This window comes from Falseniella ignava CCUG 37419, assembly GCF_000301055.1.
GTDB classification, from domain to species: domain Bacteria; phylum Bacillota; class Bacilli; order Lactobacillales; family Aerococcaceae; genus Falseniella; species Falseniella ignava.
Genome location: NZ_JH932300.1, coordinates 533,385 through 548,882, shown reverse-complemented (window position 1 = coordinate 548,882; position 15,498 = coordinate 533,385). Strand labels below are relative to the sequence as shown.

Here is a 15,498-nt window from a genome sequence, read left to right as displayed (position 1 = left end):
AGACTAATTATTGCGCTGCTTTGGTTTGGTGGGTTCGCTGCCAGACTAATCACCAAGCTACTTTGGTTTGGTGAGCCCGGGGCCAGACTAATTATCGGGTAACTTTGGTCTGGTGTGCTCTGGGCCAGACCAATTAACGCACTACTTTGGTTTGGTGAGCTCGGGGCCAGACTAATTATCGGGTAACTTTGGTTTGGTGGGCTCGGGGCCAGACTAATTATCGGGTAACTTTGGTTTGGTGTGCTCTGGGCCAGACCAATTATTGAGCGGCTTTGGTTTGGTGGACCTGGGGCCAGACCAATTAACGCACTACTTTGGTTTGGTGAGCTCGGGGCCAGACTAATTATCGCGCTGCTTTGGTTTGGTGAACCCAGAGCCAGACCAATCATCGAGCTGCTTTGGTTTGGCGAACCCAGAGCAAGACCAATTATCAAGCTGCTTTGGTTTGGTGGGCTCGGGGCCAGACTAATTATCGGGTAACTTTGGTTTGGTGAGCTCGCTGCCAGACTAATCACCAAGCTCCTTTGGTTTTGCAACTCAAGAACCATACCAATCATCAAGTGGTTTTGGCTTTATTTGGACCCCTTCCTACTTTTATCTTCTACTCTTCAATTTGCTGTAAAGTTCGAGCATCTGATCAGTGTAAGGATTCTTTTCCAATTTGAAATAATATCCTCTCTTTTCTCGTTCTAAAGTTTTGGCAAGAATCTTGTAAATCCAACCTCTATCGAGTAGTCCATCTGAAAACCGAAAAACATCCTGTGGACGAAGCGTTTCATTCGGATAGAGCGCGCTACATTCTGCAATTAGGTAATTGATTGCCAGTTTTTTCGAAATAGTATGCCCACAATGCAAACATTTAATCGTGTGCTGCATTGATTTCACACGAAAGCTCCCACAATTCAGACAGTAAACTCCACGTTTCAACTTATTAAAGTCGACTGGATTTGTATCATGAGGACTGTGCCAATCTGCAATCTGATACGCTTTTAAAATTTCATGAAGGCTCTTCGGCGAATATGCAGAATCTCCTCCTGGCGAATTAACCATTTGTCGAAAATGCTCCCGAAGTTGGTTACGTGTCATCAGCGAAACTACGTGAGTCCCGTCCGTTTCAAAACTGCCAAAGGGATGCATAAAAACTAAATGTGGTTTAACTTCCAACATAATTTTTTCTTGATGCAATATATTTTTAAAACCCTCAACAGCACGAGTAATTTGAAACAACGGGTTGTGATTCAGTCGTTTATTATCATAGAAAATTCGCCCGTCATTGATTGAACAGTGCGCGTCGTAATTCTTTACTTCGTACAAATGGATTTCGCGTTCGGTGATTACTAGCGCATCAATTTGTACAAAAGACGGGAATTCAAAAATAAAATTCTTAACTAAAATTGAGTTGTGGGGTTTAAAATTTTCAGCGATGCGATAAAAATCTTGCTCCCCATAATAACCAGCGACTAAATTTCCTAATTTGTAAGTGTTCTCTCCTCGAAAAAAACGAGACAGGTACATATTCATTTTTTGCATAGAAATTCCTCCTTAACAATAAGTACACTGAAAGGAGTCAAAATACTTTTTTATTTTATCTTTTTGGGTAAAAAGTTTATTTGTTGGAGTGGGGTTGGTTTGGTGAGTGTGGAGCGAGACTAAAATTTGATTGATATTGGTTCAGCTCACCCGAAGCTAGACCAATCCCCAAGCTACTTTGGTTTGGTGAGCTCAGTGCCAGACCAATCATCAAGCTACTTTGGTTTGGTGAGCTCAGTGCCAGACCAATTATCGCGTTTCTTTGGTTTGGCAACTGCTGAGCCAGACCAATTAACGCACACTTTGGTTTGGTGAGCCCAGTACCGGACCAATCAACAAGCCACTTTGGTTTGGTGATCCCAGTGCCAGACCAATCAACAAGCTACTTTGGTTTGGTGAACACGGTACCAGACCAATTATTGGGTGGTTTTGGTTTGGTGAGCTCTGTACCGGACCAATCAACAAGCTACTTTAGTTTGGCGAGCTCGCTGCCAGACCAATTAACGCTCTACTTTGGTTTGGTGAGCTCAGTGCCAAACTAATTATCGCGCTACTTTGGTTTGGCAAACCCGATGCCAGACCAATCACAAAGCTACTTTGGTTTGGCGAACCCAGTGCCAGACCAATCAACAGTCTTTTTTTAATTCGCCGCCTCCACCCCAGGCAGCACACAAAAACTCCACTGTTTTCGCTTAAAAACAGTGGAGTTTTTGGTTTAGAACAGGCTAAGCTGGTCTTCGTCAGGTAGGTGAGAGAGGACTTGGTGGGCGTCTAAGTATTCGATGATTGACTTTGAGGATTTACCGCGTTTTTGCAAGTCTTCTTTCGATAAGAATGGAGCTTCTTCGCGGGCTTGGACGATTTGCTCGGCCACGTTGGCTCCTAGCCCAGGCACAGCGCGAAACGGTGGGATCAAGCTGTCTCCGTCGATCACAAAGTTATGTGCTTGCGAGCGGTCTAAGTCTACCATCTTAAAGTGGTAGCCACGCTCGAGCATCTCGTTAGCAATCTCCAGCTCAGTTAATAAGTCTTTTTCTTTTTGTGAAGCAGCGAAGCCTTTTTCGTTAATTTCTTGGATCCGCTGCTTGACCATTTCCTTGCCTTGATACATAGCAGCGAGGTCGAAGTCTTTCGCCCGGACACTAAAGTAAGCACAGTAGTAGTACATCGGGTAGTAAACCTTAAAGTAAGCGACTCGCAGTGCCATTAAGACGTAAGCAGCCGCATGGGCTTTCGGGAACATATATTTGATCTTCAAGCAGGAATCAATGTACCATTCGGGCACATTGTGGGCGCGCATCTCGGCGAGCCACTCGTCGGTCAGGCCGCGTCCTTTCCGGACACTTTCCATAATCTTGAAAGCCACACTGTCTTCCAATCCTTGTTGCATCAGAACAACCATAATATCATCCCGACAGCCGATGACTTCCGAGAGCGGAACAATATTTTGATTGATTAAATCTTGCGCATTTCCTAACCAAACATCCGTCCCGTGAGACAGTCCAGAAATTTGTAGCAACTCGGCAAAAGTACTTGGGCGTGTCTCAGATAGCATCCCACGTACAAAGGCCGTCCCAAATTCTGGAATACCGAGCGTACCTGTTTCAGAACCAATCTGTTCTGGCGTCACACCAAGCACTTCGGTTCCTTGGAAAATCTTCATCACTTCAGTATCGACCGCTGGAATTGAGATTGGATCGATGCCGCTCAAGTCCTGTAACATCCGAATCATCGTCGGATCATCGTGACCGAGTATATCTAGTTTTAAGACGTTGTCGTGAATTGAATGGAAGTCAAAGTGGGTCGTACGCCACTCAGAACCGGTCGCATCAGCCGGATATTGAATCGGCGTGAAGTCAAACACATCTTTATAATGTGGAATAACAATTATCCCGCCCGGATGCTGGCCAGTCGTCCGCTTGACGCCTTCAATTCCCTTCGCAATTCGTTCGCGCTCTGCTTGTGGCAAGTACATTGCATGCTTCTCCAAATAGCCGTTAATATAGCCGTGAGCGGTCTTATTAGCAACCGTTCCGATGGTCCCAGCACGGTAGACATAATCTACCCCGAAAAGGTCTTTAGTATAGGCGTGGGCTTGACTTTGATATTCCCCTGAGAAGTTCAAGTCGATATCGGGAACTTTATCCCCGTAAAATCCTAAGAACGTCTCAAACGGAATATCTTGCCCTTCTTTACATAGTTTTTCGCCACATTTTGGACATTGTTTATCCGGCAAATCATAGCCTGATTTGGCTGAAGAACCATCGGTAAAGAACTCGCTAAATTGACACGATGGACAGTAGTAGTGCGGCGCTAAAGGATTGACCTCGGTAATTCCCGTTAAAGTCGCCACCAAACTCGATCCAACCGATCCCCTTGAACCAACTAAGTAGCCGTCATCATTACTTTTCTTCACTAATTTTTGTGAGATTAAATAAATTACCGCAAAACCGTGTTTAATAATACTATCCAGCTCTTTTTGGATCCGCGCTTCTACAATTTCCGGCAGTGGATTGCCATAGAGTTCGTAGGCTTTATTATAAGTTAACTCACGAATTTCTTCGTCAGCTCCCTCAATCACTGGTGGATATAGTTCCGAATGGATGACTTCCACCTCTTCGATTAAGTCCGCAATTTGATGGGTCGTATCAACCACAATTTGTTGGGCTTTCTCGTCCGAAATAAAATCAAACTCCGCTAACATCTCATCGGTCGTTCGGAAATGAACTGGCGGCAAGTGGATTTCACGGTTCAAGTTCGCTTTCATCGACCCCTGTAGAACTTCACGGTAAATCGCATCTTCAGGGTTCAAATAATGAACGTTTCCAGTGACTACGACCGGCTTGTCCAGTTCTTCACCTAATCGAATCATATTTTCTAAAATATGATAAACATCTTCTTGATGACGAATTAGACCGTCTTTAACCAATGGTTCATAGACACTCGGTGGCTGAATTTCAATATAGTCGTAATATTCAGCGAGTTCCTTTGCTTCGTCATACCCTTCTTGCATCATGGCAGTGAAAACTTCACCTGAAGCGCAAGCCGTTCCGATTAATAAGTCCTCGCGATATTGATTCAATAAACTACGTGGAATTCGTGGAACGCGATAGAAATAATCGACATTCGAATGTGAGACAAGCTTAAATAAGTCCTTCAAGCCCGCATTGTTTTTAACCAATAGGATGGCATGGAACGGACGGCCTTGTTTATAGGCGTCCCCTTGCCCTAACTGATTATTTAATTGATCGTGTTGGGTCATTTGGAATTGCTCTTGAGCCTGTTCCAATAATTTATAGAGCAAATAGCCTGTCGCTTCCGAGTCGTAGACCGCTCGGTGATGGTGCTCTAAGTGAATATTGTAGCGCTTGACCAATTGACCTAACCCGTGCGAACCGAAATTCGGATTCACGAGACGCGATAATTCCAGTGTATCGATAGCTGGCTGAGGTGCCGCATCAAGGCCAATTTTCTTGTAGGATTTCATAATGAAGTTAATATCAAATTTCGCATTGTGTGCGACTAGGATGCTTCCTTCGGCAAAAGCTTGAAACTTCCCTAAGACGTCGGCTAATATGGGTGCATCCTTCACGTCATGGTCGGTAATACTGGTCAGTTGGGTAATATTCGCTGGAATCGGGTAACCAGGGTTGACAAACGTCTCAAAGCGATCAATCACTTGCCCGCCTTGCATCTTGACGGCCCCAATTTCAATGATATCGTCATAAATAGCAGAAAGTCCGGTCGTTTCAATATCGAAGACCACATAGGTAGCCTCCGCTAATTCGATCGGTGCACTCTCATAAGCCACTTCCGCTCCATCGTTCACAATATTGGCTTCGAGTCCATAAATCACTTTAATACCAGCGTCTTTACCTGCCGCATATGCTTCGGGGAACGCTTGAACCCCACCGTGATCCGTGATGGCAATCGCTTTGTGTCCCCAAGCAGCAGCCTGTTTAATTAAATCTTTGGCAGAGTTGGTCGCATCAAGTTGACTCATTTGCGTATGGGCATGCAACTCAATCCGACGACAATCTTCAGGCGCTTGATCTTGACGCGAGGCTTTTATAATTTTACGAATACTGCGCGGAGCAAAGGTTAATTCATTCGAGAAACGGTCAATTGTCACGTCACCTTCCGCTCGAATCCATTCTCCTTCCTTAAACTGCTCCAACTTTTCTAATGGATTGCGTCGATTGGAGAACATCTTCAACGTAATCGAACTTGTATAATCCGTTAGATTCATCATTAACAGGTGCGACCCCGAACGAAGTGCACGTAAGTCAATACTAAAGATACGTCCTTCAATGACCACGTTGTTTTGCGGTTGATCTAATTCAACAAGCGGAATCGCTAACTTATTCGAAGGTTCACGCCCAATCAATAAATCTTCATCTTGTGGCGCTTCTTTGTGCGGCGCTTGTTGTTCACGTGCTTTTTCAATTTCAAGCGCAGCAATTCGATTGGCTTCGTCTTCTTCATTCAAACGTTGCATCGTTTTTTGCGACATTTGTTCATAGCGCGTCTCATCCAAATAGACTTCAAAAGTGTAGTCAGCTAGCCCCGCTTGTTTAAACCGTGCTAATAAGAGTGGTTCGTAATGCGTCTGGAAAGTTTGAATATATTGGGCACTTGGTACACCCAGGCGAATCATTGAGGGGTCAACCATTAAAGCACTTTGGTGTAACATGGTTCTTAATAACGGTAAATCACTGGCACAAGAATGCATAATTGCTTGAGCATACGCTGCTAACGACTGAGACGTTGGCGTTTCTTGGTATTCCCACCAAATTTCAACCGAACCCATTTGCTGGAAATATTCCCGCATCACTTGTTCAAAATACACAAACTGATCGACGGGTATTTGATTCGGTGTTAAAAAATGAAAATGCCAAGTCCGAGACTGAACTAACATCTCAACTTTTATTAATTCTGTTCGAGATAAAGTTTCCAGCAAGTCTGAATCATTAATCTTTAAGTGATCTAATAATAATTCAAATAAGTGCCGATTTTTCGACATAAATCCCCCTCCTATTCGCTAAGTTCAAATGAAAACAGGCATTTCGTTTCAGCGAGATGCCTGATAATGTTTGACTAGAAAAATGCTCTCATAATATCATTCCAAGTAACGGCAATCATTAAAATCATCATAATGACCGCACCAATCAAGGTGATCATACCTTCTTTCGATTGAGAAAGTGGCTTGCCTCGAACGAGTTCAATTAAGTTTAAGACAATCTTACCGCCATCTAACGCTGGAATTGGGAATAAGTTGACTGCCCCAATATTGGCTGATAGCATCGCTAAGAACCATACCATCGTACTGAAGCCTGATTGAACGACTTGACCGGTCATTTGAGCAATCGCGACCGGACCCCCAAGATTATTTAAGTTAAATCCTCGGACAAACATGCCGCCAATCATCGCCAACACGCCGGTAGCAACTTGCCATGTCTCACTAAACCCGTAGGCTAGTTTATCTAAAAAGCCAGTCTTGCGTGATACATGGATACCAATTTGACCGTAGGATTGTTCGGTTGCTTCATCGATCACTTTGTTAATTGTAATCATTTCTTCATGGTTTGCACCGTCTCGTTCATAGCTGATCGGCACTGTCTCACCCGGTAATTGTTGAATTTGACTAATTAGTTCTTGCCAATTATTCACCGATTGGTCATTGATTGATACAATCCGGTCTCCAGCAACTAAGCCGGCCGCTTCAGCAGGCGAACCTGCAACAACGTCTCCAACCGTATTCTCATTACTTGGAATTCCCCCAACCAAAAAGGCAAATAACGTAAAGCAAACAATCGATAATAAAAAATTATTCACAGGACCCATCACATTGGTTAAAATTTTGCTGGTTACCGAAGCCGCCTCATAGCGTTGTTCATATGGCGCTACCCGTAAGCTCGTACCGTCGGGCTGAATAATCCGACAATCTGGGGAAACTGAATAAACTTGCATTTCCTCTTGCCCCACCGGGAGCCCTTCAATCGTCATTTGATGAACTAAATCAAAATCATTCACCCGAATCGGTAAACTTTCGTCCGACACATGTTGACGTAGATCAATCGCTTGGACAATCCCTGCTTCATCTAAGCTCAGACTCACTTCCATTCCTGGCTGAATTTCTTCCTCTTCATAGAGTCCAGCTAGACGGACATACCCCCCAAGCGGCAACATTCGCAATGTATAAGTCGTTCCTTGATCATCTTGCGTTGAGAAAAGTTTCGGGCCCATTCCAATCGCAAACTCACGCGCTTGAATCCCACGCTTTCGTGCCATTAAGAAGTGACCTAATTCGTGAATAATCACGATAATCGAAAAAATAACTAAAAATACAATGATTGTTTTCAAATCCGACACCTAACCTATCTTGTAAAATTTACCCATAACATTAAGATAATACTCGCAAATAATGTACTATCAAACCGGTCTAAAATACCTCCATGACCGGGAATCAATCGTCCCGAATCTTTCACTTGGAAATGACGCTTCATCGCAGACTCTACTAAGTCACCAAATTGTCCAATAAATGAGACTGCAACAATTAAGAACCAGTTGGTCTGATTAATTGCGATGGGTGGCTGAACCGTATAGAGATAGATAATCCCTACAATTAATGCAATAATGGTCCCTCCAAATGCTCCTTCAATCGTCTTATTTGGACTAATCTTTGGCGCTAACGCTTGTTTACCAATTGCTCGTCCAACACAATAAGCTCCAATATCCGTCGCCCAGACAATCGCGAATAAAAACATTAACGAAGATAATCCCGCATCTCGCATTCTAATTAACGTCTGAAAGCCAAGGCCGAGATAAAACATCGCTAAGACAAGAACAGCTGCTTTTTCGATATTAAATCGCTCCGGATCAAACACCGTAATTGTCATTAAAGCAACCATTGAGATATAAAGAACATTCTGTGTCATCCCGTTCGTAACCCAACCTGGCCAATAATAGTGCGGAATTAAAACGGCTGTCAAACCAAGCGAAGAGATAAATCCGATATAACTTTGGTAATTCAGCTTCATCATCGAACAAAATTCTTGCATGCCAATTAAGCCTAATAACCAAATAAATAACATAAAGTACGTTCCCCCCAATAGTATGAAAGGAACAAACACGCATAGCGCCGCAATGGCGCTAATCACGCGCACTTTCATATGAGACCCTCCTCTTCTAGACTAAAGCTTCCCATAACGGCGATGGCGTTCAGCGTAACTTGCTAAAGCTAGTTCAAATTCTTTCTCTTTAAAATCAGGCCAATAAACGTCGGTAAAATAAAATTCACTATATGCTGCTTCCCATAGCAAAAAGTTACTTAGACGTAATTCACCACTCGTTCGAATAATTAAATCAGGACATTGTAATTCCCCTAACTTTTCAGTCGCTAAATTTCGACTCAATCGCTCTTCAGTTAGTGGCTGCGTAGCACCTTCCTCTATATATTGGTTGACCGCATGGACAATATCATAACGTGCCCCATAGTTAATCGCAAAATTCAAAATCATGCCATCACAATGCGCTGTCCGCTGACGTGCCTCTTCGATGGCTGATTGGGTCTTATCCGGCAGCTGCTCGAGAGCACCGATTGCTTGAATTTGAATGTTATTTTCAATCGCTTCAGGAACAAATTTTTCAAAAAACTCAAAAGGCAATTCCATTAAATAGTTAACTTCTGCCTCAGGTCGATTCCAGTTTTCCGTTGAAAAAGCATAAAGCGTTAGAACCTTGATGCCCTTCCGACTTGCTATAGCCGCTATCGTACGAATATTTTTAGCACCTTCACGATGACCAAAGTTACGTGGCATCCACCGTTTTTTTGCCCAGCGACCATTGCCATCCATAATCATCGCGACATGCTGAGGGACCTTATTTGGATTCATAATATCATCTTTCTGAATGTTTTTCGTTTGTTTTATCGAATTCTATCTAATTATAGCAAACTATTCGCTATGTGAGAAACATTAAACGAATTCATTCGATTCATTTCTCGATTCGCAATAAAAAAACCCTTCAAAAACGAAGGGATAATCATTTATAAATAACTTATTTCGCGTCATATTGATCGAATCGGTAATAAGGACGGAATTCTTCCGGCGCCTGTTCTACCGTTAAGCGATGGACAACCAATTCTGCTGAATCCTTTGAAGTTTCACCATTCCAACTAAATAAAAAGCGAAAATCAATATGGTGATGGACACCTTCGGCTTTTGCAGGATTAGCGGGAATTGAATGTTGATTAATATCAATCAACTGACCTGAAATGGATGGATTCAAGCGATAACCTGTCTCCTCATGAAACTCACGACGAGCGGCCTCCTCAAAGGTCTCGCCCACTTCGACATGACCTGCGGGTAATAACAATCGGTGCAAATAAGGATGTTCAATAAAGAATGCACGACCATGTTGACAAACAAAAGCTGACGCAGTAAAGTGTAGCTTCGTTGAACGGTCAATCAATGATTCAGCGGAAAGTTGTTCAATTTGCTCCGCCATCGCCATTAATTGTGCTTGATCCACCCAAGGATAATCTTGTTCTTTTACTTGTTCGATTGCTACTTTCGCAGCTTCTTTAATATTCATCACGCCACATCCCTCTGACGCATTTAATAAGGTGGAATGACCCCAATATAATAATCGGATCGTGTTGTCGGTCTAACGCATCAGTTACGGCTTCTCGTGGATCCGTAAAGGTTGGCGCTTCAATGCCTTCTGCTTTAAATATTTTTGCTAATTCATCAACTGGTAATGTTCGCTCTGGGAAATCCGGTTGCGTCAAGATAAAATCTGCATCAAGCTGATGCAACAAATGCACCATCGCTGTTACATCTTTATCCTTGAGAAAACCACAGATAACGTGTAGGCGTTGCCCCTTAAATTCACGTTGCAATGTTTCAAGCGTTGCAGCAACAGCATCCAAATTATGGCATGCATCCAAAATGATCGTCGGCTCAGAGCTTACACGTTCATAACGCCCTGGTAATGAAATATCTTTTAATACTGTTTTTAAATGATCCGGATCCAATGCATGACCTTGCGCTGTTAACCAAGCTTTATAAAACAACATTGCTGTTGTTAGATTCTCTGCTTGGAAATTTCCCCGCAAGCCTAACTGCATCGTAAAAGGTTTCACGTCGGGTAGTGCGACTTGATAAGTCGATCCCTCTTGCAATTTTGTTAAAGGCTTTGCTAAATAAATCCACGAATTATCGAATTCGTCGGCTCGCTCAATCAACGCCTTAACAACCTCTGGCTGTTGGTTAGGCGCAATAATGACTGTTTGATTCGGACGCATAATGCCGGCTTTGGTCTGAGCAATCTCTTCAATGGTGTCCCCTAGTAAGTTCACATGATCAAGCCCAATCTTTGTGAAGATGCTATACTCACTTCGCCCAATCGCATTGGTGGCGTCCAATTCGCCGCCTAAGCCACATTCTAGCACAACCCAATCACACGCTTCTTGCGCAAAGTAACACAGCGCCACGACAAAGGTTAATTCAAACTGGGATAATCGCTGCTCGTCCGGAAGATTCAATGCAGATTCAACTTGCGAAATTTTATTGAGCAAGGCTTGAAATGTTGATGCATCAATAAGTTGTCCATCTACTTGAACCGACTCACGTTCGCTATATAAATGCGGACTTGTAAATAACCCGACCCGCATTCCGTGACTTCTTAGAAGTTGGGCAATCATCGTCGATGTAGACCCTTTCCCATTCGTTCCAGCTAAATGGACGATCTTAACTTTTTGGTCAGGATTGCCTAAAGCTTGAATCACTTGGCGAAGGGGTGCTAAGCGGTCCCCTTGACCATAAAGCATGGCAGGAATCTGTTCAGATAAATCAGACATTATTGACCCACCCTCGGAATTGATTGTAAGAATTCATTACGTAATTGCGCATTATTCTTGAATTCACCAGCATAGAAAGTCGTTCGAGTCGTTGAATTCACTTTTTGAACTCCGCGCATCTCAACACACATATGGCGTGCATCTACGATCACTGCTACACCACGCGCTTTGGTAATATCCATTAAAATTTGACCGACATCACGGGTAATATTTTCTTGAACGTTCAATTTTCGTGAGACGTAATCCACTAGACGTGGGATTTTGGATAAGCCAATAATTTGTCCCTCAGCCGGTAAATAAGCTACTGATACGGTACCAAAGAAAGGTAACATATGGTGCTCACACATTGAGTAAAATGGAATATTATTGACTGAGACCATTTCATTATCTTCACAAAATTCTGTAGGGAACATTTTCCCTTCAGTAAATTCACTTAAACGAGTGGAACCCGTAATAAAGTCTAGAGCTTTGGCTACTCGTTTTGGTGTTTCAACTAACCCTTCACGACCTGGATCTTCTCCAATCTCAATCAAAATCTCACGCACTAACTCCTCAATTTTCGTTAAATTCATTTCTGTCATTTACTTCACTCTTTCTATGCTTTGATCTGTATTTGATTCTAAGTGTTCGATGGCTTTTTGGACTTTTTCAAATTGGTAAAAGTCCGCATCGATAATTTCTACTAACGGTACTAATACAAATAAACGGTTAAACACTTCTGCATGGGGAATCGTTAATTTTGGATCGGGCATCAATACTTTATCGAAGAATAAAATATCGATATCGATCGTACGAGGCCCCCAATGAATTAGGCGTTTACGATGTAATTGAGATTCAACTTGATGGATATACTCGAGCAATTCATACGGATCGAGTGACGTCTCAATATGCATCGCTTGATTAATAAAGTCATCTTGTATTACGCCTCCCACCGGTGAAGTTTGATAATCGCCAGATACTTTGATGACGTTAATTTGTGGGTGTTGTTCGAGTAATGTTTGAGCTTTTTGCAAGTTCCCTTGCCGATCACCCATATTCGAACCTAAACTTAAATATACTTGATGCATTGCTTACGCCTCCAATTCAATCTCGGCACTGTCCAAAATTCCTTCAATCGGCAGTTGAAGTTTACGAACATTAACTTTTACTTTCTCAATTTTATCTGGGCTAGCTTGTTTGATTAGCTTCACAATATCAAATGCCAGCGTCTCAATTAGATCAGCTCGACTCTCATCAATATATGCCGCAATGATATCATAGAAATGCGCATAAGAGACCGTCTCATCTAATTGGTCTTGTTGAATTTCATTTTTAATCGTTACAGTTAAATCAATCGCAATCCGTTGTCCCAACACTTTCTCTTCTGGAAACACCCCAATATGCGAGTGAAATAGCATATTATTTAATTTTATTTTAAACATAATCTCTCCTTACTTTTTCTGATAAGCTCCAAAATTTTGATCCTCTAATTGATCGGCTAAGCGAATATTCGACCCAATTAGACTAGCAATAACGTGCTCTTGCGCGACATGCACCCGAACGACTTCGACCCCCATATAAGCAGCAATCGCCGTTAAGGAGGCAGAAGCTTCATCACGCAGTTTAAATCCTTCTTCCGTTTCAGTATCGACATTATAGCCCGCTTCAGCTAACGTATTTTGAATAAATCGTTTGCGTGAAACACCTAAGAAGCAAGGATAGCCCCAACGGTGAATTTGTCCGACTTCTTTAACCAGATGATAGTTTTCTCGTTTGGTTAAGCCAAAACCAATGCCTGGATCTAACATCAGACGGTCCGATGAGAGTCCCGAATTTTGGGCGATTTCTAACGTTTTATCGAAATAAATTTCCATTAAAGCTAAGTCATCTAATGTCGCAAAGTCTTCTAACTCCTTGGCCGAAAAAATCCCTTCAGCACCAAACTGCGGAAAAATCTTCGCGGACGGATGATCGGGTCTAACAATCACCGGATTAAACATCGCAACACACCCGACATTTGAAGAAGCAATCACTTGCGCCATGTTGGGGTCTCCAAGTAGTCCGGTAATATCATTAATGATATCCGCCCCGGCTTCAATCGCAGCTTTAGCTACGGGTGCTTTCCAAGTATCTATTGAAATAATCACATCGGATTGTTCACGTAATTGGCGAATCACAGGAACGACGCGATTAATTTCTTCTTCGATTTCGACATAGGTTGACCCTGGCCGAGTCGACTCCCCGCCAATATCAATCATCTGACAACCAGCTTCGATTAATTCCATAGCGCGGTTAACTGCCTTCTCTACGCCAAACCATTGGCCACCATCGGAGAAAGAATCCGGTGTGACATTGACGATACCACAAATCATCGTAGAATCGCCATGACGAATCACCGAATCTTTAAAGTAAAAGTCTTGAACTTTATCTTTTATTTTCATCTATATCCCTCAAATTCTTATGAATTCATCAGAAAAAGAGCACCTTAGTTATACTAAGGTGCCCCCGCAACCGATAACAGCGGAGGCAATGGCCGACCGCGCGCACAAAGCACTTCGTCCACTGGCAACATCCCATCCAGTGGCACTTAACGTAGACCATTTACTCTGTTCTTACTTCTTCATTGTAGACGTTTTGTCACCATATTACAATCATAAAGGCTAGTTAAATCAAGGTTATTTGTCTGTCACATAAGCTTTTTCATAACATCATCAAAATTATGGTAGCACTATCATAGTTTGTGAAAATAATTTCAACGCGTTATATCATTGATTACTCATCATGATCGTTTTATTCTTGATGTACTGAAAGATAATTTAAATTTTATTATTGAAACCGTTTTTTTATGTGTTATGATATTATCAAGCTATATATTGATAGCTTTATATGTTGGTTAGATTTTTTAGAAAGGAATGAAGTAGATGAAAAAGCGATGGATAAAGTTTTGTTTACTGCTGATAAGTTTTGTTACTTTGAGTTGGCATATTGATTCTGTTAAGGCGAAAGAAATCAATTACGCTGATTTCATTGGCACTTATCAAGTTGATAAAGATTCACAGTTACAATATCTAGAAATTACTGAAGATGCTGTCATATTATATTCTAACGAATATAACCCATTTGGTGCGGTTGAATCGAAGGATCCCTATCACTTATTACTAGAAGCGATTTACAACTTGATTGTTAATCCACATTTATCTTCTTTAGTTGATCCAACGGATCAACAAGATTCACCTGAAGTCACAATCGAATGCCTTCCATATGATGATGAGTCTGCGAAAAAATTTACTTTTGAAACCGACTATCTCACCCGCATAGAAGCGGAACCCGACTACTTTATTTCAAAATCCAATGAAAAATTTAAGATTAAACTTAACAAGAATCATGCTTCGCTCTTACTTCAACTCAACGAAGACGGCGACTTAGAAGACACCGAGTCTCAAATTACTTTCAAACGAATTGACGTTCCGACGGAATAAAATTCTTACAAAATAAAAGACAGCACGCTGAACCATCAGCGTGCTGTTTGTATGATAAAAGATTAATCGTTCATAATTTCGTCTATTTTTTCTTCAGCCAATTTATCGATTTCTTTGGTTGATTGGTCAGTAATTTTTTGAATTTCTTCTTCGTAGTTACGTAATTCGTCTTCGGTTAATTCTTTGTTCTTTTCAGCTTTTTTCGCTTCATCGATACTATCACGACGAATGTTACGAACTGCGATTTTCGCATTTTCTTGTTCTTTACCAACAACTTTGGATAATTCTTGACGGCGCTCTTTGGTTAACGCAGGAATAATCAGACGAATCACATTCCCGTCGTTTGAAGGGGTGATACCGACATCACTTTGAAGAATCGCTTTTTCGATTTCGCCAAGACTTGATTTGTCGTAAGGTGTAATCAAGAGCATGCGCGCTTCTGGGCTTGCGATACTTGCTAATTGGTTCAATGGCGTAGGCGCTCCATAATATTGGACTTGCACTCGGTCTAAAATTGACGCATTAGCGCGTCCAGCACGAATCGTTCCAAGTTCACGTTTGAATGATTCAATTGATTTACTCATACGCTCACGTGTTGTTTTTAATAATTCACTTGAGTTCATAATTTCCTCCTGAATAAGTTGTATC

Annotated in this window: 15 protein-coding genes and 1 riboswitch; of the genes, 3 read left to right on the top strand and 12 right to left on the bottom strand. The window is 42.0% G+C overall.

All coding sequences use genetic code 11. From position 1 onward, the window contains the following. Positions 1-594: 594 nt before the first annotated feature. Positions 595-1,530 carry an NERD domain-containing protein gene (locus HMPREF9707_RS02710; protein WP_006701184.1) on the bottom strand — a complete coding sequence of 312 codons (936 nt, stop codon included), beginning with the start codon at positions 1,528-1,530 and terminating at the stop codon, positions 595-597. Positions 1,531-1,656: 126 nt separating this feature from the next. Here HMPREF9707_RS02710 and HMPREF9707_RS02705 point away from each other — a divergent pair, with 126 nt between their 5' ends. Then, positions 1,657-1,845, top strand: a complete 189-nt coding sequence (locus tag HMPREF9707_RS02705; RefSeq protein WP_040442848.1) for a hypothetical protein — start codon at positions 1,657-1,659, stop codon at positions 1,843-1,845. Between the two features lie 47 nt (positions 1,846-1,892). Continuing rightward, on the top strand, positions 1,893-2,072 hold the full coding sequence (locus HMPREF9707_RS08895) for a hypothetical protein (protein WP_156790225.1): 180 nt from the start codon (positions 1,893-1,895) through the stop codon (positions 2,070-2,072). A 173-nt stretch (positions 2,073-2,245) separates the two neighbouring features. On the opposite strand, the gene HMPREF9707_RS02700 is transcribed toward HMPREF9707_RS08895, so the two are convergent. From HMPREF9707_RS02700 to folP, 10 genes are all read right to left on the bottom strand, one after another. Further along, positions 2,246-6,553: a PolC-type DNA polymerase III gene (locus HMPREF9707_RS02700; protein ID WP_006701183.1), complete on the bottom strand. Its 4,308-nt coding sequence runs from the start codon at positions 6,551-6,553 to the stop codon at positions 2,246-2,248. 74 nt (positions 6,554-6,627) lie between these two features. After that, entirely contained in the window at positions 6,628-7,902 is a 1,275-nt protein-coding gene (gene rseP, locus HMPREF9707_RS02695) for an RIP metalloprotease RseP (protein WP_232217655.1), read from the bottom strand. A 5-nt stretch (positions 7,903-7,907) separates the two neighbouring features. After that, complete coding sequence (locus tag HMPREF9707_RS02690; protein ID WP_006701181.1) at positions 7,908-8,702, bottom strand: phosphatidate cytidylyltransferase; 795 nt, start codon at positions 8,700-8,702, stop codon at positions 7,908-7,910. Positions 8,703-8,723: 21 nt separating this feature from the next. Continuing rightward, positions 8,724-9,461 (bottom strand): isoprenyl transferase, encoded by a 738-nt coding sequence (locus HMPREF9707_RS02685; protein WP_040442847.1) that lies wholly within the window; start codon positions 9,459-9,461, stop codon positions 8,724-8,726. Positions 9,462-9,588: 127 nt separating this feature from the next. After that, positions 9,589-10,125 carry an NUDIX hydrolase gene (locus HMPREF9707_RS02680; RefSeq protein WP_040442845.1) on the bottom strand — a complete coding sequence of 179 codons (537 nt, stop codon included), beginning with the start codon at positions 10,123-10,125 and terminating at the stop codon, positions 9,589-9,591. After that, positions 10,115-11,392 (bottom strand): bifunctional folylpolyglutamate synthase/dihydrofolate synthase, encoded by a 1,278-nt coding sequence (locus HMPREF9707_RS02675; RefSeq protein ID WP_006701178.1) that lies wholly within the window; start codon positions 11,390-11,392, stop codon positions 10,115-10,117. Before HMPREF9707_RS02675 ends, HMPREF9707_RS02680 begins: the two co-directional genes overlap by 11 nt. Then, positions 11,392-11,973 carry a GTP cyclohydrolase I FolE gene (gene folE, locus HMPREF9707_RS09315; RefSeq protein WP_006701177.1) on the bottom strand — a complete coding sequence of 194 codons (582 nt, stop codon included), beginning with the start codon at positions 11,971-11,973 and terminating at the stop codon, positions 11,392-11,394. The genes HMPREF9707_RS02675 and folE overlap by 1 nt, the downstream gene beginning before the upstream one ends. Beyond that, positions 11,974-12,459, bottom strand: a complete 486-nt coding sequence (gene folK, locus HMPREF9707_RS09310; RefSeq protein ID WP_006701176.1) for a 2-amino-4-hydroxy-6-hydroxymethyldihydropteridine diphosphokinase — start codon at positions 12,457-12,459, stop codon at positions 11,974-11,976. 3 nt (positions 12,460-12,462) lie between these two features. Next, positions 12,463-12,813, bottom strand: coding sequence for a dihydroneopterin aldolase (gene folB / locus HMPREF9707_RS02660; RefSeq protein WP_006701175.1), 351 nt, complete (start codon positions 12,811-12,813; stop codon positions 12,463-12,465). A 9-nt stretch (positions 12,814-12,822) separates the two neighbouring features. After that, entirely contained in the window at positions 12,823-13,812 is a 990-nt protein-coding gene (folP, locus tag HMPREF9707_RS02655) for a dihydropteroate synthase (RefSeq protein ID WP_006701174.1), read from the bottom strand. Between the two features lie 75 nt (positions 13,813-13,887). Further along, positions 13,888-13,982: riboswitch (THF riboswitch) on the bottom strand. A gap of 310 nt (positions 13,983-14,292) precedes the next feature. Between folP and HMPREF9707_RS02650 the strand changes: the two genes are divergently transcribed. Next, entirely contained in the window at positions 14,293-14,850 is a 558-nt protein-coding gene (locus HMPREF9707_RS02650; RefSeq protein ID WP_006701173.1) for a hypothetical protein, read from the top strand. A gap of 62 nt (positions 14,851-14,912) precedes the next feature. Here HMPREF9707_RS02650 and frr read toward each other — a convergent pair whose 3' ends face one another. After that, positions 14,913-15,473 (bottom strand): ribosome recycling factor, encoded by a 561-nt coding sequence (gene frr, locus HMPREF9707_RS02645; protein ID WP_006701172.1) that lies wholly within the window; start codon positions 15,471-15,473, stop codon positions 14,913-14,915. Between the last annotated feature and the right edge of the window lie 25 nt (positions 15,474-15,498).